Source organism: Nitrospirota bacterium, assembly GCA_020846775.1.
Lineage (GTDB): Bacteria > Nitrospirota > 9FT-COMBO-42-15 > HDB-SIOI813 > HDB-SIOI813 > RBG-16-43-11.
In genome coordinates this window covers 20,868-43,678 of sequence record JADLDG010000061.1, presented here as the reverse complement: position 1 = coordinate 43,678, position 22,811 = coordinate 20,868, and the positions used below count along the sequence as shown (strand labels likewise).

The 22,811-nt window shown below is 43.5% G+C and carries 24 protein-coding genes; 9 read left to right on the top strand and 15 right to left on the bottom strand.

The genetic code is table 11. The features are described 5' to 3' along the window. The 15 genes from IT392_09070 to IT392_09000 form a co-directional block, all read right to left on the bottom strand. Positions 1 to 911 (bottom strand): hypothetical protein (locus IT392_09070; protein MCC6544637.1); only part of this gene is annotated, 911 nt, incomplete at its 3' end. Further along, positions 911 to 1,993, bottom strand: a complete 1,083-nt coding sequence (gene wecB, locus IT392_09065; protein MCC6544636.1) for a UDP-N-acetylglucosamine 2-epimerase (non-hydrolyzing) — start codon at positions 1,991 to 1,993, stop codon at positions 911 to 913. The genes wecB and IT392_09070, both read right to left, overlap by 1 nt. Positions 1,994 to 2,079: 86 nt before the next feature. Further along, positions 2,080 to 3,144 carry a DUF354 domain-containing protein gene (locus IT392_09060; protein ID MCC6544635.1) on the bottom strand — a complete coding sequence of 355 codons (1,065 nt, stop codon included), beginning with the start codon at positions 3,142 to 3,144 and terminating at the stop codon, positions 2,080 to 2,082. Further along, a complete protein-coding gene (locus IT392_09055; protein ID MCC6544634.1) occupies positions 3,141 to 4,175 on the bottom strand; it encodes a glycosyltransferase family 2 protein in 1,035 nt (344 codons plus the stop codon). Before IT392_09055 ends, IT392_09060 begins: the two co-directional genes overlap by 4 nt. Before the next feature lie 6 nt (positions 4,176 to 4,181). Continuing rightward, on the bottom strand, positions 4,182 to 5,012 hold the full coding sequence (locus tag IT392_09050; GenBank protein ID MCC6544633.1) for a hypothetical protein: 831 nt from the start codon (positions 5,010 to 5,012) through the stop codon (positions 4,182 to 4,184). 219 nt (positions 5,013 to 5,231) lie between these two features. Further along, on the bottom strand, positions 5,232 to 6,305 hold the full coding sequence (locus IT392_09045; GenBank protein ID MCC6544632.1) for a peptidoglycan bridge formation glycyltransferase FemA/FemB family protein: 1,074 nt from the start codon (positions 6,303 to 6,305) through the stop codon (positions 5,232 to 5,234). Between the two features lie 12 nt (positions 6,306 to 6,317). After that, positions 6,318 to 7,607 carry a DegT/DnrJ/EryC1/StrS family aminotransferase gene (locus IT392_09040; protein MCC6544631.1) on the bottom strand — a complete coding sequence of 430 codons (1,290 nt, stop codon included), beginning with the start codon at positions 7,605 to 7,607 and terminating at the stop codon, positions 6,318 to 6,320. Beyond that, positions 7,600 to 8,169, bottom strand: coding sequence for an N-acetyltransferase (locus IT392_09035; GenBank protein MCC6544630.1), 570 nt, complete (start codon positions 8,167 to 8,169; stop codon positions 7,600 to 7,602). The genes IT392_09040 and IT392_09035 overlap by 8 nt, the downstream gene beginning before the upstream one ends. Before the next feature lie 26 nt (positions 8,170 to 8,195). Continuing rightward, positions 8,196 to 9,197, bottom strand: coding sequence for a Gfo/Idh/MocA family oxidoreductase (locus tag IT392_09030; GenBank protein MCC6544629.1), 1,002 nt, complete (start codon positions 9,195 to 9,197; stop codon positions 8,196 to 8,198). Between the two features lie 15 nt (positions 9,198 to 9,212). Next, the gene (locus tag IT392_09025) at positions 9,213 to 10,418 is read right to left on the bottom strand and encodes a sugar transferase (GenBank protein MCC6544628.1); all 1,206 of its coding nucleotides are present in this window, start codon (positions 10,416 to 10,418) and stop codon (positions 9,213 to 9,215) included. A gap of 147 nt (positions 10,419 to 10,565) precedes the next feature. Continuing rightward, positions 10,566 to 11,033, bottom strand: a complete 468-nt coding sequence (locus IT392_09020; protein MCC6544627.1) for a hypothetical protein — start codon at positions 11,031 to 11,033, stop codon at positions 10,566 to 10,568. Positions 11,034 to 11,375: 342 nt separating this feature from the next. Continuing rightward, entirely contained in the window at positions 11,376 to 12,092 is a 717-nt protein-coding gene (locus IT392_09015; GenBank protein MCC6544626.1) for a methyltransferase, read from the bottom strand. A 104-nt stretch (positions 12,093 to 12,196) separates the two neighbouring features. Beyond that, a complete protein-coding gene (gene larC / locus IT392_09010) occupies positions 12,197 to 13,363 on the bottom strand; it encodes a nickel pincer cofactor biosynthesis protein LarC (GenBank protein ID MCC6544625.1) in 1,167 nt (388 codons plus the stop codon). Positions 13,364 to 13,468: 105 nt separating this feature from the next. Further along, positions 13,469 to 14,224: a nickel pincer cofactor biosynthesis protein LarB gene (larB, locus tag IT392_09005; GenBank protein ID MCC6544624.1), complete on the bottom strand. Its 756-nt coding sequence runs from the start codon at positions 14,222 to 14,224 to the stop codon at positions 13,469 to 13,471. A 55-nt stretch (positions 14,225 to 14,279) separates the two neighbouring features. Further along, positions 14,280 to 15,290, bottom strand: a complete 1,011-nt coding sequence (locus tag IT392_09000; protein ID MCC6544623.1) for an NAD(P)-dependent glycerol-3-phosphate dehydrogenase — start codon at positions 15,288 to 15,290, stop codon at positions 14,280 to 14,282. Positions 15,291 to 15,397: 107 nt separating this feature from the next. On the opposite strand from IT392_09000, the gene IT392_08995 reads away from it, so the two are divergent. The 9 genes from IT392_08995 to IT392_08955 all read left to right on the top strand — a co-directional run bounded on the left by IT392_08995 (position 15,398) and on the right by IT392_08955 (position 22,807). After that, the gene (locus tag IT392_08995; GenBank protein MCC6544622.1) at positions 15,398 to 16,159 is read left to right on the top strand and encodes a prepilin peptidase; all 762 of its coding nucleotides are present in this window, start codon (positions 15,398 to 15,400) and stop codon (positions 16,157 to 16,159) included. Then, on the top strand, positions 16,147 to 17,496 hold the full coding sequence (locus IT392_08990) for a PAS domain-containing protein (protein ID MCC6544621.1): 1,350 nt from the start codon (positions 16,147 to 16,149) through the stop codon (positions 17,494 to 17,496). Before IT392_08995 ends, IT392_08990 begins: the two co-directional genes overlap by 13 nt. A 9-nt stretch (positions 17,497 to 17,505) precedes the next feature. Further along, on the top strand, positions 17,506 to 18,855 hold the full coding sequence (locus IT392_08985) for a sigma-54-dependent Fis family transcriptional regulator (protein ID MCC6544620.1): 1,350 nt from the start codon (positions 17,506 to 17,508) through the stop codon (positions 18,853 to 18,855). Between the two features lie 312 nt (positions 18,856 to 19,167). After that, positions 19,168 to 19,677 (top strand): prepilin-type N-terminal cleavage/methylation domain-containing protein, encoded by a 510-nt coding sequence (locus IT392_08980; protein MCC6544619.1) that lies wholly within the window; start codon positions 19,168 to 19,170, stop codon positions 19,675 to 19,677. Next, positions 19,647 to 20,048, top strand: a complete 402-nt coding sequence (locus IT392_08975) for a prepilin-type N-terminal cleavage/methylation domain-containing protein (GenBank protein MCC6544618.1) — start codon at positions 19,647 to 19,649, stop codon at positions 20,046 to 20,048. Before IT392_08980 ends, IT392_08975 begins: the two co-directional genes overlap by 31 nt. A 4-nt stretch (positions 20,049 to 20,052) precedes the next feature. Then, positions 20,053 to 20,820 (top strand): prepilin-type N-terminal cleavage/methylation domain-containing protein, encoded by a 768-nt coding sequence (locus tag IT392_08970; protein MCC6544617.1) that lies wholly within the window; start codon positions 20,053 to 20,055, stop codon positions 20,818 to 20,820. Between the two features lie 73 nt (positions 20,821 to 20,893). Next, positions 20,894 to 21,406, top strand: a complete 513-nt coding sequence (locus tag IT392_08965; protein MCC6544616.1) for a hypothetical protein — start codon at positions 20,894 to 20,896, stop codon at positions 21,404 to 21,406. 164 nt (positions 21,407 to 21,570) lie between these two features. After that, positions 21,571 to 21,969 carry a prepilin-type N-terminal cleavage/methylation domain-containing protein gene (locus IT392_08960; GenBank protein ID MCC6544615.1) on the top strand — a complete coding sequence of 133 codons (399 nt, stop codon included), beginning with the start codon at positions 21,571 to 21,573 and terminating at the stop codon, positions 21,967 to 21,969. A gap of 1 nt (position 21,970) precedes the next feature. Continuing rightward, entirely contained in the window at positions 21,971 to 22,807 is an 837-nt protein-coding gene (locus IT392_08955) for a prepilin-type N-terminal cleavage/methylation domain-containing protein (protein MCC6544614.1), read from the top strand. Positions 22,808 to 22,811 lie beyond the last annotated feature (4 nt).

The following is a 22,811-nucleotide window of genomic DNA, read 5'->3' as shown; positions in this document are numbered from 1 at the left end:
GGTGCACTATCTTCCCTGAAAAAGTGCTTACGATAATATTCAAGACCACGGCGCAGATGCGGCTCAAATTCAGAGGTCCCGGCGTTTTCGCCAATTGACCTTAAAGCGCATAGGTTATAACCCGTATGGAAATTATCCACCCAGCGTTGTTTGGACAGCTCGCCATAGTCCCACGAGCCATCATCGTGCTGCTTTGCAGCAGAGTATCGAGCTACCTTTAGTGCCGGTTCGAGGAATTTCTTCTCACCGGTATGTTTAAATATCCTGCAAAAAAGTGCAGCTCCCAGAAAATTAGCATTATGGACACGGGACCGCACCTCTGGTAGGGGATAGCTGAAACCTGCTATTGAGCTGTCTTCCGACCAAAATAGATCATTGTGGATATATTCAGCGGCGCTGACGGCCATATTAAGAAAGCGCAATTCCTGCTTATTTTCGTATGCATCCAGCAAGGCGTTAGCCGCAAAGACCGTACAGACCAGGTTCGGCGCACCCTTAGGCACCAGCATTGTCCTTCCCTGCCAGGGGAAACTATATCCCCAGCACCAGTATGGAGTATCTTGTGAGCGGAGGTTAACCAACTGATTGACTAAAATCCCGACGAGATCATCCTGCCTCAGCAGCCCGCGCTTCGAAAGCTTGATGAATGCCATAAGAAACAAAGCTATTGCCTTGGGATTTTGCTCTTTGGAAATAAGCATAAGCGGCCTGATATTGACAGGAAGCCTCTTTATGATTTGTGTTACTGCTATCCTGCAGATTCTGCTTTTTGAGAATGGTGTATGGGCAAACAGACGGCTGTTCAGGGCATCATATGGGTCGAAACCGGACCAGTTATTTTTTTTGCAATACTCAAACAATGAGAGTGCTGCTCCTTCAATTCTGTTTGAGATGTCAGTATTTATTTTCATTAGAGTGTTCGCAAAATATCCACGATTCGTCCCGCTGTTTTACCGTCCCACAGCTCGATGGTGTTTCTCTTCTGAATTCTTCCTTGAATAATCTCATCCGTTTTCCTTTTTAGGTCACTCAATTCGCACAATTGATTCGAGCCGTCAGTAATAGTGACCGGTCGCTCGGTGTTTTTCCTGAGCGTCAGGCAGGGAATACCGAGATAGCTTGTTTCCTCCTGAAGCCCGCCGGAGTCTGTTATAACAAAGCGACAATTAAAGACCAAATTCATAAAACGAACATAATTAAGGGGTTCCGGCAGAAACAATTTATCAGACTGTTCCAGACCTGACAGCAAATTGTTTTCCTCTATCTTTTTTCGGGTTCTCGGATGGATCGGGAAAATAAGTGGTACCTTTTCAGCAATGTCCCTGAGGATATTGCATATGTCTCTCAGGATAATCGGATCATCCACATTCGAAGGCCGATGCATCGTAACGATCCCATATTCGCCCGCTTTCACATTGAAGGTACTGTACGTATCCTGTTCTTCAATCTTCCTCCTCAGCATTTCAAGGGAATCTATCATGATATTCCCCACCAGATGGATCTTATCAGGGGATATCCCTTCCCTGATCAAATTTTCCGAACCATCTCTCGATGGTGTCCAGAGCATATCCGCAAGGACATCGGTGACCAGCCTGTTGATCTCCTCAGGCATGGTCCTGTCAAAAGACCGCAATCCAGCCTCAAGATGAGCCACTTTGATCCCAAGTTTGGATGCAGCAATGGTTGCAGCCATGGTTGAGTTGACATCACCTACCACAACAACCAGATCAGGCCTCTTCTCCTGAAGTACTTTTTCATAGGAGATCATGACACGACCTGTCTGTTCAGCATGGGTGCCGCTTTTCACGTCAAGATTGATGTCGGGATTCGGCAGACCAAGGTCCTCGAAAAAGGCATCGGACATATTGATATCGTAATGCTGTCCGGTATGGACAATCACCGGGACAGCCCAGGGCTCTCTCTTGAGGGCATGGTACAGCGGTGCAATTTTCATGAAATTTGGCCTGGCGGCACAGACGAGATGGATTAACATTGCGATATCACCTGCTATTGGTTTTTTGTTCTGGTCTCATATTTTCACGTTTTATATAAGACGATTCCTGAATCAGTTTAATCAAATCAGATCTTTTCAATCACTTTTTCTATTGCTGCCACAATTTGCTTAAGAGCTATTCCATCACCTAAGCCGGCTTCCTTCCCCTTAGACCGCCTGACAGGCCTGATCTTCGACCTCACATCTTCAACAGTCTCGATAAGTGTGAGGCGTCCTTTGTCAGACAGATATCTGTCAACTGCCCCGATCTTTCCCCGAAAGATGCTATATACAGGAACACCCAATGCTGCAGCCTCCCTGTTCATGGTTCCACCGCCGCTTATCACAAAATCGGAATACCATATCAGATCAAGACCGTTCAGGGCCTGGTTAGGGACAATTATCTTTCGGTCATCACACATCCTGGGCCAGGTTTTGTAGACAAACTCCCTCTGTGTCTTCTCATTTCTTGGCAAAATGACCATTCGGACATCGGGAATGCTGCCCAAAAATTCGACAACTTCAAAAAAAAGTTTTTCACTCTCCGGATTATGGTAGTGCGCCTCCGTAGCGGGCGGACGTATAGTTACTACCATATCGTCCTCTTTGAGACCCAGTTTCTTCAAAAACGATGCGTCAGGCCTGAACGAACTGACATAAACATCCTCCTTTATACCACTGTACCCATGTACACCCATCTTGGATTTGTTTCCGTTATCAGCTCCATTTATCACTTCCGGGGCAATGCCCATGACTGGTTTAATGAACGGTATGCTTTTTGAATATTCATAGTCAAAAAGGAGAACTGTTGGTATGCGAAGTAAAGAAGATAAAATGATCAGAGAACGTGATCCGTGTGATAAGGATATATACGGTTTTTCTCTTAGCACTATCGGTGCAAGTTGCATGCTCCGCCATAGTGTACCCAGAACCTTAAGCAGCTTATTTGCACCGTAATGTTTCCCTATCCTTCTGTGGCTCAACTTATAATAATCAGCAAGGCTGCATACCTGAAAGCAATCGCGTGTCGTAAGGAAAACTGAGTGTCCTCTTTTCTCCAGCTCCTTCATAATAGGGATGAAGAAGGGTACATGCGGAGAATTGTCCAGATCTATCCAGATTTTCTTATTTTTTTCGACTGGTGTGTTCATGATTTTTTTTGGTTATATTCTGGCTTGGATATTATAAACAGCCACTCATCCCACTTTATCGGTATGCCAAACCTAAGTTTGCGGAGAGTCCTCATAAGCTGCCTTCCCTTCTTCATCCCGAAAAGCTTGCACATAAGACCTTCTTTCATGTTTAGCTTCGGCGGCATCAATTCTCCACCCAACTCGTGGGCAAGTACTCTTATCTTATCAAGCAGCTCGACCTCGTCGGTGATAAAGTAAAAATACGATAGATAACTTTGCAGATAGATTAAACTTGCACTTCTGGTTCTTTCGCTTTCTTCCAGAGATCTGAGATGCCCTATGCTGAGATTTATTGCCAAGAGCAAAGACTCACGAGACTTATTAGTATATGTCCTGCTCAATTGGGAGAAACCCGACTGGCGGTAATAAGACCTTGCATTTGGGACAAATTTAACCCTTTCGCTTGCGGCTACCACCCTGCATATATATTCCCCATCGTCTACTCCGGAAATGGACAATCTTTCATCCCATGGTCCGGCCATTTCTGTCAGGCGTCTGCTAACCAGCCAGACTGCCGGATTCATCCACACATTATCCATGAATTTCCTCATGATCCAGTCAACAGGCGCTGCGTCTTGCCATAGGGAATCGGGATTTATTTTCGCTTTCTGCTGGCGAAAATAAAACTTTCCCCAACTGCAGGTAAGCAATGTCCGGGAGCTCTGCCCGTCATCACTCTCATCCAGCTGCAACGCTATCTTTTCCGGGTGCAAGAGGTCATCAGCATCAAGCCACTGAATATAATCTCCCTGCGCATACTTCAATGCCCTGTTTCTCGCGGCGCTCGCCCCGCCGTTTTCCTGCGTTACAACTTTTACCGACTTTGATTCGTACTTCTTAGCTATTTGTAATGTCTTGTCAGAAGACCCGTCATCAACTATGATTATTTCCTTGCGGCCCCAGGTCTGAGATAAAGCAGACTCTATGGTATACTTGATCCATTTTTCGGCATTATATGCCGGGATAAGGATGGAAACGAGATTTGACATTGTAAATTATTTTTCTGCGCTAAACGCAGTGGTCAGTATATTTTTGTTTCCTTCGGTTTCTGCATTTATTGAATTGACGGCTGGATTGTTCATCATATTATTTTTTGTGAAGTTATCTTTGTAATTCCCTCTCCAGAAGCGTGCCATTTCCTTTGGTAACGGGTTCCAATACCGACCCTCATATTTACCCTTTACATAACCAAGGAATTCTTTATAAAATTCCATTGGGTACTCTTCTAAAGTGCTCCCTCCATTATTACCATTCATATAGTCAGGGTGGGTAATCAAAAGTGCCATACCTCCATGCTCAGCTATCCAATCAAGTTTTCTTTTCCAGATGTCTATATTTTTTTCCTTCATAATAACAAACAAGGTGAAATCCTGTGGGAGTGTATAAGGAAGCTCAACATACCCTCTTTGACTATAAGTCCCATTAACAAAGAAGGGGAAGATTGTTGTCATGCCGTCAGGCTGCGGCTCAAAGGGATCTGTATCGAATGTTGATGCATCATATTCTATATTTAATTCATGTACCCAATCGAGATTGTGATGCATTGAAGGTGACACAAATCCAACAGATTCCCACTCTTGCAAATATTTATTGATACCAATGGCTTTTTGACAAAATATTTCTCTGGACAGGAATAATTTTCCATCATGTTTCAGACCATGCACACCTACTTCAAATCCCCTTTTAACAATATCCTGGCGAAGCTCCGCTGAAACATGATATCCCTCAGGAACGAAGCTGAATAAAGACTTGAAACCCATTTGCTCGTCCAATTGAACTAATTGATGACATTTTCTTTGACCTCGTTCAGTATCAACATCATGCATCAGAATCAGGGCGAATTGTTTCTGATCCGGCCAGCCAGCCCAACCATAAGGTTTTTTGCATGCCCTTTCATCTACAGGCCAGATACCTCTATATAATGACCGCTTAATATAAGCCCGTCCTCTGCGAAGGATGATCTGAAGCGTTCTTGGAATGAACGGCTTTAATAAATAATACAGTCTGTTAGTGTAACTACTCATTGCTCACAATAACTGATAAAGTTATCCTATGTGTTTATACAATACTGATCCCGTAATCTTTAATAATGGAATCGGCATATTATGAAAAAACTTGTTATGAACTCCGGATAGGTGGGAAGTATCACTGACAAAGGTTTCACTTTTAATATCATACTTGTAATAATTGAGGATTCGCTCATCAGAGCCCCACCCTCGTTTAAACTGCAGCAGGCCTTTATTATCCGGCTCCGTCCTGCCAAAACAGAACCTCTTGAATCCGTTCTGTGAACTCCACTTTATTGCCTCCCACATGACAAGGTTGTTAGCCCTGAGATGCTGATAATTCCTGTCTGAGGCGCCATATTTGTAGGTGGCCTTCTCTCCAAAGTGGAAGTAGACAGCCCCGGCAATGCAGATATCTTCATATGATGCGAGGACTACGAAACCCATGTTTTTTGACAAGACATGTTCATATATCTTCTCGAAAAACATGTATGGCTGCGGGGGTAAACCATGTGCCTTTCTGGTTATACAATTAAGACGATAAAACTCGCTGATGGAATCAAGCGAGTTTAAGATCCTGATTTTAACCCCTTCCCTGATTGCCTTACTTATGTTTCTCTTTGTGCTTTTGCGAAATGAAGCATAAATTCCATCCTCTTTTCCTGAGATATCCAGTGTATGACCGTAGTATGCATAGGATGGCATAATTTGTTGTAATGACGATACACCAAATCTGAATTCAATCGTCTTCCATGCAGCTTTTTTGCCGTATGAAATAAGGGCATTGAGTATTATTGACAGGGGATCTTCTGAACCTTCACCTTCCTTTTCTAAAGTGGGTGAAAAGAGGGGTTCACAGTAATCGGTAAATGGGAGGCATACAGCCCTCTTACCTGTTATTATGCTCTTTATTTCCATACATGGGATAGAGGCCAGTAGCCGCTCGTTGTCTATCAAGGCAAAATAGAGCGGCATGTAGCCATACGATTCATTCAGCACCCTTGCCCATACTGACGAATGGAAAAATGAATAATCTTGTGTAGAAAGCACAAGATTGTCCCATTCCGGATTCTCAAGCGGATTTATTACTATTAACTTGTTTTCATCTAACATTCGGGATGATATTCAGGACTTATGGAGTAGGGTACAGGCGGAAGGTTTGCTTTGGACATTCTTTATGCTCTCTGCCACATACTTCTGCTGGTCATCCAAAAGGCCGGGGAACATTGGCAGAGATAGAATCTCTGTCGCTACTTTTTCTGAGACAGGGAAGTCTCCCTCTTTAAATCCCAGACATTCATATGCCTTTTGAAGGTGAAGTGGTAATGGATAATGAAGGCCGGTACCTATCTGCTTTTCAGCCAGGTGTTTCAGTAGCTTATCTCTGTTACGGGTGCGAATTACATAAAGGTGGTAAACAGCCCTGCTCCAATCCGGTTCATATGGGGTTATTACACCATCTACCTCGTTGAGTAGTACATTGTACAGGCTTGCAGACTGACGGCGTTTTTCATTTCCTTCAGAAAGGTGTTTGAGTTTTTCATGCAGTATCCCAGCCTGTAGTGCATCGAGTCTTCCGTTGTATCCTTCAATATCATGAAAATATTTCTGAGATTGACCATGGTCACGTATCATGCGAATCTTTCTGGCGATTTCTTCATCATTAGTTGTAACGGCCCCGGCCTCTCCAAAGGCGCCGAGATTTTTGCCGGGGTAGAAGCTGAAGGCAGCGGCTAATCCGAGGGAGCCGGCTTTTTTCCAGTGGTTTTTTTCTGAATGACTAACCCTCACCCCTTCCCTCTCCCTGAGGGAGAGGGAGTTTTCAAATTCCCCCTTTTCTAAAGTGGGGGATGCAGATAGATATTCGGCGCCATGGGCCTGACAGGCATCTTCTATAACTATTAAGTGGTATTTCTCAGCAAGTTCTGCTATTGAATCCATGTCTGCCATCTGACCATACAAGTGAACAGGGATAATGGCTGATACGATACCTTTGGTCTTCTTGTTTATTGGCTTTCCTGTCTTATCATCTACAACGCACTGTGTCTCGAGATATTCCCTGAGTTTCTCTGTATCTATATTGTAGGTCCGTTCATCAATATCCACGAAGGCAATTGATGCGCCGGCCTGAGATATGGACTCGGTTGTCGCTATGAAGGTATTTGGTACAGTAATTACTGTCTCACCCTGCCTGATCCCTGCAGCTATCAGGGCAAATCTCAACGCATCTGTACCGCTTGCAACTCCGATACAATGTTGAACATCACAAAAGGCGGCGAAGTCTTTTTCAAAATCGTCAACATTAGGCCCCCCAATGAATCTCCCTGTTCTCAATGCTTCTCTAAAGACTGCAACAAGTTCTTCCTCTATCTCTTTATGAGGAGTTACAAGATCAAGAAAAGGGATATTATTCATTCAAACCCCCCATCGCTCCTTCGACTTCGCTCAGGTAGGGCCTGTCGCTCTCTCCAACGCGGAGAGGTGATCTGTTTTTATATTTCATTGTAATGTTCCTTACAAACTTAGCTGGATTTCCTGCAACAATAACATTAGGCGGCACATCCTTTGTAACAACACTGCCGGCTCCAATTATCGCATTTTCACCAATAGTTACATTACTCAGTATGGTTGCACCTGATCCAACAGATGCCCCTTTTTTTACTACTATTGGTTCTACCTTCCAGTCTTGTTCAGTCTGCAGTTCGCCTGAAGGAGTTGTCGCGCGGGGATATGTATCATTAATAAATATCACTCCATGCCCAACGAAGACGTTGTCTTCAATAGTCACTCCTTCACAGATGAAGGTATGGCTTGATATTTTACAGTTCTTACCAATAGTTGCATTTTTCTGTACTTCTACAAATGTACCAATTTTGGTATTGTCACCAATTGTGCATCCGTAGAGATTAATAAACCTGGCGAGCTTTACATTCTCACCCAGTTTGACGTCTTCTGCTATGGCTAAATATTGATTCACTCTGATTTACCCATCCCCACTCTTCGTTACAAACTTACCAGTTCCCCGTTTTTCTTCAGTGACCTGTCGCATGCCTCAAGCATTTTTACAATCCTGAGACCTGCCTGACCATCATTAAATGGCCTGTCACCACTTTTCACGCAGTTGACAAAATACTCTGTCTCTAATTGCAGGGCCTCAAGCTGTTCAACTTTAGGGGCCCACATATCACCGGTCCTGTAACTCACCAACATGTCGTAAATCCCCTCCCGGTTGCTGACCTCTATCCCTTTATCATATATCCTTATTTTTTCATCTGCGCTCAGGTCATTCCAAACAAGCATCTTTTTCTCGCCGCCTATAAGGGTCATTCTTATCTTAACCGGAGACAGCCAGTTGACGTTAAAGTGGGATATTACGTTATTTGAGAATTGAACTGTTATGTATGCGATATCTTCTCTGTCATTAACATGTCCTTTCCCGGTTGCCCCTATGGCAACGGGCTTTTCCTTCATCAGATAGTCCATGATAGATAAATCATGTACCGCCAGATCCCATATTACATTAACATCGTGCTGGAAAAGTCCCAGGTTAATTCTCATGGAATCATAATAATATAAACGTCCGAGTGAATTATCATCAATAAGCTGCTTGATCTTTTTTACCGCGCCGGTAAAAAGAAACGTATGGTCAACCATTATTAAGAGGTTTTTCTTATCTGCCAACTCTATCAGCTCTTCAGCCTGAGCGCTTGTTGTGGTAAAAGGTTTTTCCACAAAGATATGCTTGCCATTCTGAAGGGCTTTTTTAGCAAGTTCAAAGTGAGTTGAGACCGGTGTAACAATCGCTATCACATCTGTGTCCGCAGATGTGATGATTTCATCGGCACTGGTAGTCACATTTATTGCCGGATATATCTCGCTTACGCGGTTTAAAGCCTTATTATTGGTGTCAGCGACTTCGACTACTTTAGCGCTTTTGAGCCTGTTAAAATTTCTTACTATATTTGGGCCCCAGTAACCGTAGCCTATTACACCAACCTTAAGCATGACCTTCTCCTGATATTAATATGCACCTTTTCCATTTAATACTACCCGCACCGTTTGCAGAAGCAGCACCAAGTCCAACCATAACGAACGCTCTCTTGTGTATTTAAGGTCCATTCTTACCATCTCATCAAATGTTGTTACGCTTCTCCCCTTAACCTGCCACAAACCTGTGATGCCGGGCTTAACCGAGAATATGCGGCGTCTGTGCCAGATGTCATAGTTTACCAGTTCATATTCAAGCGGCGGCCTTGGTCCCACAAGTGACATATTTCCTATAAGAACGTTTATAAATTGAGGGAGCTCATCAAGGCTCGTTTTTCTAAGGAATCTCCCGATTGGAGTAACTCTTGGGTCATTCATAATTTTATAAACCCCATTTTCTCCCAAACCATTTTTATTATCGTCTTTATTTTTGTTTCCGTTAATTAATTCCTTGATATATTCCTCATGTATTTTGGGATTGTTGTTAATGTACATTGATCTGAATTTCAACATTTTAAACTTTTCTCCATTCAGCCCTATCCTATCCTGACTGAAAAGAATCGGGCCTTTTGAAGTGAGTTTGATTATTATTGGAACAAAAATAAAGAATGGAGCAAATATGAAAAGCCCTGCAAGACTTCCCCCTATATCAATAATACGTTTTAAGATAAACTTGTCTTTATTTACGATGCCTTGTTCTGTTACATCAGGATATAAATGTAAATCAGGAAGACTATCTGGTTTTCTGCCATTGTCTTTTTCAGGAAAGATGTAAATGGATATCTTTATCTTATTTACATCTTCAGCTGATCCTACAGTGTCATATAATTTATCAACTATCTTCTGTTCTATTGAATCCATATCCAGGTTGCTTATCTCTGTGAAGATAACACCTATAATATAGTCATGCCTGTACCAACCCTTTATATCTGTCTCTCTCGTGGAAGACAGAAGCGCCGACGTCACATCCCCGATAATTTTATTCTTATTGTCCTTAAACTCTTCAATATTTAAAAGCATCATGAGGAATGGATTTTTTGAACGTTCGGTACGTTTTCTTTCAAAACAAAGTCTTTGATTAAAATAGTGTTCTATGTAAAGTTCGTAATCATCATCAAGTAATGTGTTGTTTGCTTGAGAAGAATTAAACATGATTTTCCCATTTGTTCCGGAAAGGATGTCAGCTATTTTATTCCTTATCGTCGCAAGCAGTTTATTTCTAACAGGAGATTTTTTCATGATTTAAAAGATACCAGGCAAGCTGCCGCCACTACAGGTATAAAACCTGATGGTGTAATATAATATGTTAATAACTTCGGCAACCATATAAGTTGCTTTAGAAAGCGAAACAATTATGTAAAAAAATGATACCTTAAACGTTGGTTTTTAAGAGGACCTGCGAAGGCTCGCGGAGGAAACGACAATCCTGGACTGCGATGCTATGGCATTCAGCAGTATGATAACTCTGTCTGAGTCTTTTACGCGGCTGTCGAATATTCCGCTGATACCTTCTAATGGCCCCTCTTTAATTTCGACCCTCTCCCCTTTTGTAAATGATGGGGGATCAAGAACCACAAAACCATCTTTAATCCTCAGATTTATCCCTTCAATGAGCATTTCATCCACTGGGGAAGGTTTATCCCCAAAATTGACAACTGAACTGACTCCTCTGGAATATTTCACTAATCTCAACTGTGTGTCAGGATCGAATTTAGCAAATATGTAACCTGTAAATAATGATTTGGATGGCCCTATCCTGGGATAAAAGATTTCAACTCCAGATTGCCTCAGAAATGCCTCAGCTACGGCCTCCTGCCGGGGCTTAGTATGAACTGCATACCATTGTGGTTTCATAATGTTATTGGATTAGAAGGAAGCAAGTTGCGTGCCATTCGCTCGGTTGATTTTAGCTGAAAACAAAGCTGTTTTTCACTGATAACGTATTAATCAGATTAGCAAGATTTTTTAAGTGAGAAAAAAAATACCCATCTTATAACCTAATTTTCCCAATAGGGATGGTCTGTGGGAAGATACCAACAAACAGCGCAATTTAGCATCTACTCTCTCTTCTGCATTCTACCTATCTGACTTCTACTATAGTATCAGTAGATCACTTTTTGTGATTGAATGTGAATTTTACACGATTTTAAAATTATTTCAATAGCTAAATAAAAAAAGTCTTTCCATAGCCCGTAATCAAAGGTGTTTACTAAAGCATGATAAATTCAGCCCTGGCTTTCCATCTCTCACTCCTTCAACCCGGACAAACCTTGAAACACCTTCTTTATTGGAGAGGATACATCGCATTTCTTTAGGTTCAATCCTGCAACTCCTCATCGCCGCGAATAAGTCAACCAACCTGTCAGCAATATATATAAGACTAATTCGGCCGCGCACCTTAAGCAAATGCTGGCTAACCTTCATGATGTCATTTATTGTCACAGATAACTCATGGTTTGAAACAGACCTCGTTTTGTCAGGGCTGGTACGTCCGGAGGTTGGCCGCCTGTAGGGAGGGTTTGTCACTATATAATCAAAGTGCGATGATGGCAGGGCTTTATACAACTCTTTTACATCCATGTTTAAAACAGAGATACTATGTTCCATGTTATTCAGTTTAACATTACGTTCCGCAAGCCTGGCCATATCTTCCTGTATTTCTACTGCAGTAATCCGGAGAGATGGGGTTCTCCTGGAGAGGATAATTGATACTACTCCGCAGCCTGTTCCAAGTTCTAAAACTTTTGCGTATTTTTTTGGGGTGGATAGTCTGGCAAGCAGGACAGAGTCGGTTGTGAAGCGGTGACCTTTCTTTGGCTGGAGTATCCGGACATCCTCTATTTCGTCGAGGGTTTCATCTGAGGAACCAGTTTCAAATCCCCCCTCCCCCCCCTTTTCTAAAGGGGGGGACATTAGTCCCCCTTTGAAAAAGGGGGATATAGGGGGATTTTCATCTGGGAATAACCCATCCCCACCCTGTCCTTCTCCTTGAAGGAGAGAGTAGTTTACGCGTTTCTTCACTCCTGTCCCAGTCTTCTCGCAAGCTCGATTATATCCCTTAGTGGAAGACCTGTCTTCATTGCTAATGCCTTACAATCCTCATATTCAGGGACGATATTGCATACACCGTTACTACTACCTGATATCTTTACGCGTACAGTCCCATATGGAAGGTGGACCTCTTTCATGTCGCGTTCAAGGACAAAACGAGACATCTTCCTTACTCTGACTCCTATTGTTGTCGTCTCCCTGAATATGATTTCCTTCATGGCATTTAATCGTTCTGTATCTGCTACCGCAGAAAGCATTTGGGCCGGCCGGCTCTTCTTCATAACAACCGGAGTAATATAGACATCAAGCGCCCCGGCATCAAAGAGACGGTCCATCAGGTATTCGTAGACCTGCGGATTCATATCATCAATATTTGTCTCTATAACACAAACTTCATCTGTACCGTATACATCTGTATCCTCACCAATAAAAACCCTCAGGACATTCGGTTTTTCTCTTAAATCCCATCCGCCGGCTCCGTAACCTATCTTAGAGAGTGTCATCCCGGGCAATGGCTGAAACGATGATGCAAAAGAAGTTATAATTGCCGCACCGGTAGGAGTGGTGAGTTCACGCTCTGTGCCGCACGAGAAGAGGGGTACATCTCTCAGCAGTTCCGCAGTCACAGGGGCCGGGATAGGGAAAAGGCCATGTGACATCTTTACACTGCCACTGCCGGTATCTATTGGAGACGATACAACTTTATCTATGCCAAGCAGATGAACTGCATAGACGGAACCAACTATGTCCACAATCGTATCAATGTGCCCAACTTCATGGAAGTGCACTTCCTCGACCCGACAGTTATGCACAACTGACTCAGCCTCAGCAAGCCGCTGGAAGATTGAAATGCTTTTCGACTTTATTTCACTGTCAAGGGCGCTGTCGGATATGATATCCCTCAGGTCTTTTAAAGGCCGTCCCGGCAGATCCCGGCTTTCTATGACAACATCAATTTTTGTTGCCCTGACACCCTTTTTCAAAACAGTGCCTGCGGTGATGGAGAACCCGTCCAGATTTAGTTTTGAAAGGCCCTCTATTAGTTCATCGAAGGGGACCCCCGCATCAACCAAAGCGCCGAGGATCATATCGCCGCTGATGCCGCTGGAACAATCGAAATAGGCTATTTTCATTTGAAAGTCCAGTTTCAAATCCCCCTCGCCCCACTTTTCTAAAGGGGGGAACAGCATTTCCCCCTTTGAAAAAGGGGGATTAAGGGGGATTTTTATTGCTACAGTTTAAGGCTCGCCTGTCATATTGATCTTGTGTGCTATACAGGCTGCGCCAAAACCATTGTCTATATTCATTACAGCTACACCTGCAGCGCAACTGTTGAGCATGGTAAGAAGGGCAGCAACACCTCCGAAACTTGCACCGTATCCATTGCTTGTAGGTACTGCTATCACAGGCTGGGAGGCAAGCCCGCCAACCACGCTCGCAAGGGCACCGTCCATGCCTGCAATAACGATAATTACACGGGGTTTCAGCAATGCATCACGGTTATCGAGCAATCTGTGTATCCCCGCCACCCCGACATCATAAAGTGTCTCCACCCTGCTTCCAAAGGCATAAAGTATGGCATGGGCCTCTTCTGCAACAGGCATGTCAGATGTGCCTCCTGAGACAATCAGTACGGTACTTTTTGTAAGATTTTTCTTTTTATGCAGTACTGTAATCACCCGACCGGATTCATTATACTCTGCCCTGTCATCCATAGCTGAAAGGGCATCGAATATATCCTTGTCTGCCCTGGTTGCAATGATATCTCCTTTTTTATCAAGTATCCGTTCAGCTATCCTTACTACCTGAACAACCTTCTTTCCCTCGCAGTATATCACCTCAGGCATACCCTGTCTCAGGTGTCTGTGATGGTCTATACGGGCAAAATCAAGGTTTTCATAGGGGAGATGCCGCAGGCGGTCAAGGGCCTTGTCTACACCAAGTCTGCCTGCCTTAACCGATCTCAAAATCTTTGCTATGTCTTCAGGTTTCATCCGAAAATTCTCCAACTCATTGCTCATTGCTTCTTATAACTCATTGCTTACGCTTTTACTCCCCTCCCATTTCACGCATCATCAGGTCATTCGCTACCTTCCGGACATCTTTTTCTTCATAGAGCAGGCTGTATACCTCTTGTGTAATAGGCATGGAAACATCATACTTCTTTGCAAGCTCCCGGGCCGCCTTTGCGGTCTTAATACCCTCTGCGACCATCCCTCTCCCCGACAATTCCGAGAATGTGTCTTTGAGTTTTACCCCCTGCCCAAGTCTGTATCCAAGAGTCCTGTTCCTGCTTAATTCACCGGTGCAAGTCAGGACCAGGTCTCCTATCCCTGAGAGCCCGTAGAAGGTCGGGGCCTGTGCTCCCATAGCCAGCCCGAGTCTCCTGATCTCCGCAAGACCTCGGGTGATTAATGCGGCCCTTGTATTGTGTCCAAAACCAAGCCCGTCTGCACACCCGGTAGCTATTGCTATAACATTTTTTAGTGACCCGCCAACCTCAACACCTATTATGTCCATGTTGGTATAAACACGGAAGTATGAACGGAAGAACAGGGTTTGCAATTCCTTGGCAAGGACTTCATTTCCAGAGGCGATTGTTATAGCAGTCGGGTGTTTCTGTGCTACCTCTTTAGCAAAACTAGGCCCTGAGATAGTTGCAAATCTCTTTTGAGTTGTTGCTAAAGACAGGACATCTGCCATTACCTGTGAGACTGTTTGCAATGTATCGGTAGAGATCCCCTTAGTAGCGCTTATTACCGGGACATCAGGCATGAACTCTTTTAATTCTGTAAATATATCTCTTACTGCGTGGGAAGGAACAACTGAAAGTATATAATTTGATGATTTGATTGCCTCTCTCAGTGAATTTGTAGGATAAATGTTATCTGGCAGTGTATAACCCGGAAGGTATAAGGTATTCACCCTCTCTTTTTTTATAACCTCTACGAGTTCTTTTTCGTAGGCCCATAACCGTATTTCATTATCTTTTTCAGCGAGCAGCAAGGCAAGGGTTGTCCCCCAACTGCCAGCCCCTAAAACTGCTATCTTTTTGATCATCAGAAAAACCTTTATAATTCAATTACAGCTTATCGCTTGCATGCTTTATTGACACTGTTTATAATGCATTTATTAACCATGCATGTCAAGATTAAGGCAACCCCTAAATGATTCTAACATACATATTTATCTTTGTATTAGGCGCTGCAGTAGGCAGTTTCCTCAATGTCTGCATTCACCGTTTGCCGATGGAGAAATCCATAATCTCGCCAGCATCTAATTGCCCCCAATGCAGGACATCAATAAAGTTCTACGACAATATCCCGATCCTAAGCTTCCTGATGCTGCGGGGAAGATGCAGGGACTGCGGAACATCTATTTCAGCGCAGTACATTCTGATTGAACTTATTAATGGAGCAGGATATGTCTTAATAGCATGGAAATTTGGATTTAATGCAGAGACTGCCTTTTATGCACTCCTTTTTTCATCTCTTCTTACTGCAAGTGTTATAGACCTGTATCACCAGATAATCCCCGATGTAATAACTATTCCAGGGATAATTATAGGTTTAGCTGCAAGCGCCCTTATACTTCCTGCAGGCATAAAGAGTTCCTTCTTCGGGATATTGCTTGGTGGCGGCCTTTTTTTTGTAATTGCTGTAGCGAGCCGGGGCGGCATGGGGGGCGGGGATATTAAATTAATCGCCATGATCGGGTCTTTTTTAGGACTTACAGACGTCTTAATCACTATTGTATTATCTTCCTTCATTGGTTCTTTAGTGGGAATCTTTATAATGATATTCTTCGGGAAGGGGAGGAAATATAAGATCCCGTTCGGGCCTTTCCTTGCCTTTGGTGGTATAATGAGCCTGTTCTTTAAGGCGGAGATTATTGAATGGTATTTCGGGATGGACTTATGGCATTATTAGCCCTTGCGGCTGGCGTACTTGCGGGCGGAGTCGCCATATACTTGATTCTCCGGGCATTGTTCATGACACGCAAGAACCTTATCGCAGCCAATGCCGAACAGACTTCACCTGAAAAAAAAGAAAAGGTCGAGTTTATAATTGACACATTCTCATCACTCATACAGAAACTGAAGGAAAAAGAAGACGAGTTGGAGAAACTGCGGGGCATGGCAGAGCGTCGTGCATCTGCAGCAGAGAATTATAATGAAGATATCCTTATGTGTGTCGGGAGCGGTGTTGTGACATTTAATATGGACAGGGTTATAACGACTTTTAATCATGCGGCAGAAAAGATGTTATCAATTAAAAAAGAGGATGCAGTGGGATTGTCTTGCGTAAAAGTCTTCGGTCAGGATAACGCTATATGCCATGTTCTTGATGAGTCATTAATGCTGGCAACATCCCTGTCGCGACAGGAGATATCGTTCCAGAAAAAAGAAGGTACTAATATATGGATAGGTCTGTCGGTTTCACCTCTGCGGGATAAGGAAGGGAAACATACTGGAATTATAATTGTATTCACAGACCTCACAGAGATAAAGATGCTGCGGGAGCAGGGCGAACTCAGGCAGCGCCTTGCCATGCTGGGGGAGATGTCAGGCGGTATTGCACATGAACTCAGAAACTCGATGGGTTCAATTATGGGATATGCAAAGATGCTTTCAAAAAAATTCCCCGATGAAGACCCTTCACAGCAAGATATTTCCACTATTATCTCAGAAGTTAATGCCATGGACCTGATAATAAGGGAATTGTTAAACTATGGGAGGAATGTTACTCCATCCCTTAGCCCGGTTGATTTTAGCGGATTACTTAGAAACACCATAGACATTACTATGGGCAAATATACAGATCATAAAATAGATGTAGACTTGAGCATCAATGATTTGCCAACAGTGAATATTGATGAGGTATTAATGCGGCAGGCCCTGCAAAACATAATACAGAACGGGCTTGAGGCAATGCCAAACGGGGGAAGGATCAAGATAAGTGCAAGAAGTCATCCGTCAGAATACAGAAACATGACAAAAGATATTCAAAAAGACCTGCAGGTATCTCCATCTGTTGAAGGCATTGAGATAATTGTTGAAGATACAGGCATCGGGATACCTAAAGATACACTGGACAAGATATTTCTTCCGTTCTATACGACAAAACCACGCGGCACAGGGATGGGGCTTGCACTCGTACATAAGATCATACTCTCACATGGGGGACACATTGACGTAGAGAGCGAGACCGGGAAGGGAACCACTTTCAGGATATATTTGCCTTGTATCAGTAACAACACGGAATAACAGGTGGCCATGGCAACAATACTTGTAGTCGAAGATAATGAATCAATGGCAAGGATGCTCTGCCAGACCCTTTCAGCAGATGAGTATAAGGTCATCCTTTGCACTGACACGCCTCAGGGTGTGGATAAAATTCAAAATGAGTATATTGACCTTGTCCTGACTGACCTAAGACTACCATCCGGGACCGGCATTGATATCCTGTCATTAGTAAGGGAGCAGAGCCCATTTACACCTGTAATTTTAATGACTGCATTCGGGAAGATAGAAGATGCAGTAAGGGCTGTAAAGGAAGGTGCTTACGACTTTATAACGAAGCCATTTGATCCTGATCATCTCCTTCTGTTAATTAAACGCGCACTCGAAAAGAAACGTCTGCTCACTGAAAACCTGCTTCTCAAAGAAGGCAGGGATAAGGATGTCCCGGGATTAATCGGGCATAGTCCTAAATTTATGGATGCACTGCACTTGGCCCATAAAGTGGCGCCAAGCAAGGCCACTGTATTGCTGTCAGGAGAAAGCGGCACGGGGAAGGAGGTCTTTGCCAGGACCATTCATTATCTGAGCTTGAACAAGGACGGCCCCTTCGTAGCTATAAACTGCGCTGCGATCCCGAAGGAATTACTTGAAAGCGAGCTTTTCGGTCATGAAAAAGGTTCATTTACTGGGGCGACTGAGAAGAGGATTGGGAAATTTGAGCTCGCAAATAGAGGGACTATATTTCTGGATGAGATCGGAGAGATGGACCTTGGGCTTCAGGCAAAACTGCTGCGAGTATTGCAGGGTGACTCGATTGAGCGGGTAGGCGGTACAAAAAAGATAGAGGTGGATGTCAGGGTAATAGCCGCAAGCAACAGAAACCTGAATGAGGCTATAAACGATAAATCCTTCAGAGAAGACCTATACTACCGTTTGACGGTCTTCCCAATAACACTCCCGCCGCTTCGAGAACGCAGGGAAGACATCCCGCTTCTTGCCTACCACTTTATTTCAACGTACAACGTCGAGTTGAAAAAACATGTTCAGGACATTTCAGGGTCTGCCATGGAACTGCTGATACAACAGACATGGAAAGGAAATATCCGTGAACTGGGAAATTGCTTAGAGCGTGCCATGATACTCTGTGATGGGAACACTATATTACCTGAACATCTCGGCTTACTGAATGACAGGATAAGGGAACCGGGAGTTTTAGCAGGCGGCCTGGCAGAATTAGTAGCTGTCTCAACAAGGTCTGCAGAGATAAGGGCAATTAAATCAATCTTAGAACTGACAAAAGGCAACAAATCAAAGGCTGCAGAAATCCTGAAGGTTAGTTACAAGACATTGTTGACAAAGATTAAGGGGTATGGTATCCACTAATTATCCGCATTTTTTCCTCTCCAACTCTAAGGGTGTTTACATTAAATTAATTTTGGACCCTTAGAGGAACTCAAGAGATACAGATTAAAAAAAAAGTGGTCTTTGATGAGCCCAGGCTCACAATCCGTAACTATGCAGCCTGTCATTCAGCCTGTCATCCTGAACTTGTTTCAGGATCTCAAACGATGCAGAGTCAGGAGATCCCGAAACGAGTTCGGGATGACAGAGGATGGAAGATAAATTTGATAAGCCAGTATAATCCTGAATGGAATAATTTAAGTGAAGACTTTTTATAAAGTGATAATAAAAGAGATGCCTAAACAAGTTCGGCATGACAGAGTAAACGGATTTACATTTCTGGAAACTATAGTTGTGATTTCTATCATCGGCATACTATCGGCTATTGCTGTTCCCGGCATGTCTGCCTTCACAGAAAGAATGCGCATTAAAACTGCTGCACGGACTATCTCAACAGACCTGCGTGAGGTGAAAATGAAATCTGTCCTTGATCACACTGATTACACGGTACTGTTTGACCCGGCAAATAATCTGTATGAGCTGTCTGAAAGGAAATTGAATCTGCCTCATGGAGTCAGATTCGGATATGGCCAGGGGGTACTCGGCCCCCCTGGAAATCCAACCTCATCACCGGACAGAGATGGGATAACTTTTCCCTCTAACAAGGCGGCATTCTATTCAGGGGGAAGCAACAGTATGGGTACAATCTATATAACCAATAATTACAACATCACCATGGCAATAAGCATTACTGTCACTGGGAGGATTAAGATATGGAATTGGGACGGTCTCAAGTGGTCCTGACTACTTGCGTTGGTTCACGCGATGGGTTCACTCTCATAGAGGTTTTGATAGCCCTCACAATATTCACGATTGGCATATTGGGGATAAGCGGGATGCTTCTTATTGGCGAACAAGGGATTGCAACCGGCAATAAATCACTTTCTGCTGTCCAGATATCCAGGGCACAAATGGAGCATCTAAGGGGTGACTCAAATATTGAAACAGGCAGTGGAGAATGCACTGCACTATATTTCCCTGAAATACAATGCCAGTGGACCATCAGAGGAGATACCCCTGCAGCAGACCTGTATGAGATTGAAGTCAGGGCTACATGGAATGAAGGGGATAAGAAAAGAGAACTTGAGCTGAAGACACTAAGATTTATTAAATAATACAATGCATAAAGGATATACCCTAATAGAGCTGTTGGTCGCAATGTTTATCTCCCTCCTCGTTACTTTGTCTGTTACAAAATATTTTGTCACAGAACATCATATATACTCTGTACAGGAGGCCAGGGCTGAAATGGTTCAAAATATCAGAGGTGTGATGAATTTGCTGTCACGTGAGTTAATACTTACAGGATATGGCGTTCCGCCTCACCTGGAAAGGATCGGCAAATTCAGCAGGGACGAGATTGAATTCATGACTAATCTGAGAGATGTTAAATCAACTCTCTCTGCTGATGCTGCTCAAGGAGAAACAATCCTCAAAATAAAAGAAGGTAATGGAAGATCATTTGGGATAAACGACATTGTTATCATCTGCAATAATAGTAAGTTTGACAAATGCGAAAAACATATACTTTATGAAGATGGTAAAACAGACTACCTTAAAACAGAGGGTGGTATAAGTTCCGCTTTTCCCGCCGGAAGTACAGTAAACCTCATTAACACCATCTCTTACAGATATAATCCATCTAAGAAGGAGGTGCAGAGAAAGATAGACAGAGGGAACTGGGAGCCTGTGGCTGAAAACATTGCCGTTGATGGTTTATCTCTCTCTTACAGGGATAAAAATAACAATGCACCTTTTCTTGCCTCTGATATACATGAAATAGATATCTCACTTATAGTGGAAAGTTTCAGACGTGACAACATGTTCTGGGATAACAATGGATACCGGACAAAGAGTTCAAAGACAACAGTCACACTCAGAAACTAACAGGATTCTGGGGAAATTAGTTACCCCCCTTTAGAAAAGGGGGGGGCAGGGGGATTTGAAAGGCTATTTTCGAATGAAATATCAAACATGCTTACTACGGGGCAAACGGGTGAGTTCAGGGGCAGTGATGCTCATTACCCTTATTTTTCTCCTGTTACTCACTATACTCGGCACATCATCCCTTTATCTCGCTTACACAGAGATTATCCTGTCAAGGGGGATAGAATCAGATGCCAGGGCATTCTATATCGCTGAGTCAGGTATAGAGCAGACATTATACTGGTTTGCAAAACCATACAAATTCAGCGGAGAACCGGGAAATTTCTTTGATAAGCGCATGACCGACAGTAGTTCCTTCTTTGACGAAAATGGACTAAGTCAGTATAAAGGGACAGCAGCAAACCCGGATATCGTTCTAAAGGAATCGGACAACGAATTGAAAATATTCAAACCTCTTACACCGGGAGCCATCTGTACTGTGCAGAGTAACGGTATCTCCGGACGGATGAACAGGGTCGTAACCGCAGAATTAATTGAAGGTCTCTCAGGCGCCGAGGTACTCCCGGGTTCATGGAAAACAGAGTGAAATAAGCGGATTTATCAATTATGTAACCAATTACATACCTATGAAGTCAACTCCACAATTTAGCGCCCGTCATTATCTTAATTATCATTAATTATCAAGTAGTTGCAAGCTGGCACCTTCATTGCAGAAGCATTCCTTCAGAAGAATCAGAAAGGAATTTCTCAATGAAGATACTATCTAATCAGAAAGGCTTTTCACTCCTTGAATTGTTAATCGCTCTTACTGTCCTGGCTATCGGTCTGCTTGGTCTTGCAGGGCTGCATATAGCCGCAATCCAGGGTAATGTCAGCGGCTTCAAGATCAGCACTGCAACTGCAGTGGCACAGGAGAGGATAGAGGTATTAAAGGCGCTGGATGGATCCGCTGCAGCCTTGACGGCCGGGGCACACGCTGATGATGGAAACCAGGTCGTACAGGGTATCACTTATAACAGGAGTTACACCATTCAGGACAATACCCCTGTCAGCGGTACGAGTACATTAACTCTGACTGTAACATGGGTAGAACCACGTACAGGTGTTACAAGAAACACAAGCGTATTTACACGAATAAATAAGGGATGATATGAATATTTTAAAATCGCAAAGAGGGTTCAGTGCAGTAGAACTCCTTATAACCGTAGGAATAATGGGTTTTGTCCTTGCTGCACTATATAACGTAATGATTAGTCAACAACGCACATTTGAGGCACAGCGGGATGTGTCAATTACTCAAAGGGATGTACGTGCTTCCATTGCCTATATGGAGAGGGATATAAGAATGGCCGGTCTCGCAGTACCCAGAGGAACCAATCCGGTAGCAGCGTTCCAGGACGGTACTCCAGGTGATGCCGCAGCGCCTGACAGGGTCAGCATTAATTTCAGTCCCGGCCCCATGACATATCTTACTGCAAATACAGTTGAACTTCCTGGAACAGACAATAAGGTCACGGTGGATTCAGTGACCGGTTTTAATGCCGGCGACTCAATAAACATAATTAACAATGAGAACAATATACTTGTCGGAAACTATGTAGTGACTGCCGTAGACAGCGCTAATAAAAAGATATCATTAAACTCAAATCCCTTATCAGACGGCGTCATTAATCCAGGATTCTTATTTGCAAGAAACTTCAGGACCATTGCATACAGGGTACAAACAGCACCTGCCACAGGAAGAAATGAGCTTATAAGGGATGATGGAGTAGTACAGTCCACTATAATAGACGGGATAACAGACTTTCAAATTTCATATATCCTTGACGACGGAAGTGAAGTTACTGCCCCGGCTAATTTGATTGACGTAAGGCGTATTCGGATAGACGTGACAGCGGCTACGATTAGACAAGCCGCCAGACTTGGCGGACAGCCGACCGCACGAGAGATTACGACTATAGTGCCTGTCAAGAATATAAGATTGTGAGGAT

Bases quoted from the DNA above. Each gene is read 5' to 3' on its own strand.
- wecB (MCC6544636.1), bottom strand. From the start codon at position 1,993: ATGTTAATCCATCTCGTCTGTGCCGCCAGGCCAAATTTCATGAAAATT.
- IT392_09060 (MCC6544635.1), bottom strand. From the start codon at position 3,144: ATGAACACACCAGTCGAAAAAAATAAGAAAATCTGGATAGATCTGGAC.
- IT392_09055 (MCC6544634.1), bottom strand. From the start codon at position 4,175: ATGTCAAATCTCGTTTCCATCCTTATCCCGGCATATAATGCCGAAAAA.
- IT392_09050 (MCC6544633.1), bottom strand. From the start codon at position 5,012: ATGCATGATGTTGATACTGAACGAGGTCAAAGAAAATGTCATCAATTA.
- IT392_09045 (MCC6544632.1), bottom strand. From the start codon at position 6,305: ATGTTAGATGAAAACAAGTTAATAGTAATAAATCCGCTTGAGAATCCG.
- IT392_09040 (MCC6544631.1), bottom strand. From the start codon at position 7,607: ATGAATAATATCCCTTTTCTTGATCTTGTAACTCCTCATAAAGAGATA.
- IT392_09030 (MCC6544629.1), bottom strand. From the start codon at position 9,197: ATGCTTAAGGTTGGTGTAATAGGCTACGGTTACTGGGGCCCAAATATA.
- IT392_09025 (MCC6544628.1), bottom strand. From the start codon at position 10,418: ATGAAAAAATCTCCTGTTAGAAATAAACTGCTTGCGACGATAAGGAAT.
- IT392_09020 (MCC6544627.1), bottom strand. From the start codon at position 11,033: ATGAAACCACAATGGTATGCAGTTCATACTAAGCCCCGGCAGGAGGCC.
- IT392_09015 (MCC6544626.1), bottom strand. From the start codon at position 12,092: ATGTCCCCCCCTTTAGAAAAGGGGGGGGAGGGGGGATTTGAAACTGGT.
- larC (MCC6544625.1), bottom strand. From the start codon at position 13,363: ATGAAAATAGCCTATTTCGATTGTTCCAGCGGCATCAGCGGCGATATG.
- larB (MCC6544624.1), bottom strand. From the start codon at position 14,224: ATGAAACCTGAAGACATAGCAAAGATTTTGAGATCGGTTAAGGCAGGC.
- IT392_09000 (MCC6544623.1), bottom strand. From the start codon at position 15,290: ATGATCAAAAAGATAGCAGTTTTAGGGGCTGGCAGTTGGGGGACAACC.
- IT392_08995 (MCC6544622.1), top strand. From the start codon at position 15,398: ATGATTCTAACATACATATTTATCTTTGTATTAGGCGCTGCAGTAGGC.
- IT392_08990 (MCC6544621.1), top strand. From the start codon at position 16,147: ATGGCATTATTAGCCCTTGCGGCTGGCGTACTTGCGGGCGGAGTCGCC.
- IT392_08985 (MCC6544620.1), top strand. From the start codon at position 17,506: ATGGCAACAATACTTGTAGTCGAAGATAATGAATCAATGGCAAGGATG.
- IT392_08980 (MCC6544619.1), top strand. From the start codon at position 19,168: ATGCCTAAACAAGTTCGGCATGACAGAGTAAACGGATTTACATTTCTG.
- IT392_08975 (MCC6544618.1), top strand. From the start codon at position 19,647: ATGGAATTGGGACGGTCTCAAGTGGTCCTGACTACTTGCGTTGGTTCA.
- IT392_08970 (MCC6544617.1), top strand. From the start codon at position 20,053: ATGCATAAAGGATATACCCTAATAGAGCTGTTGGTCGCAATGTTTATC.
- IT392_08965 (MCC6544616.1), top strand. From the start codon at position 20,894: ATGAAATATCAAACATGCTTACTACGGGGCAAACGGGTGAGTTCAGGG.
- IT392_08960 (MCC6544615.1), top strand. From the start codon at position 21,571: ATGAAGATACTATCTAATCAGAAAGGCTTTTCACTCCTTGAATTGTTA.
- IT392_08955 (MCC6544614.1), top strand. From the start codon at position 21,971: ATGAATATTTTAAAATCGCAAAGAGGGTTCAGTGCAGTAGAACTCCTT.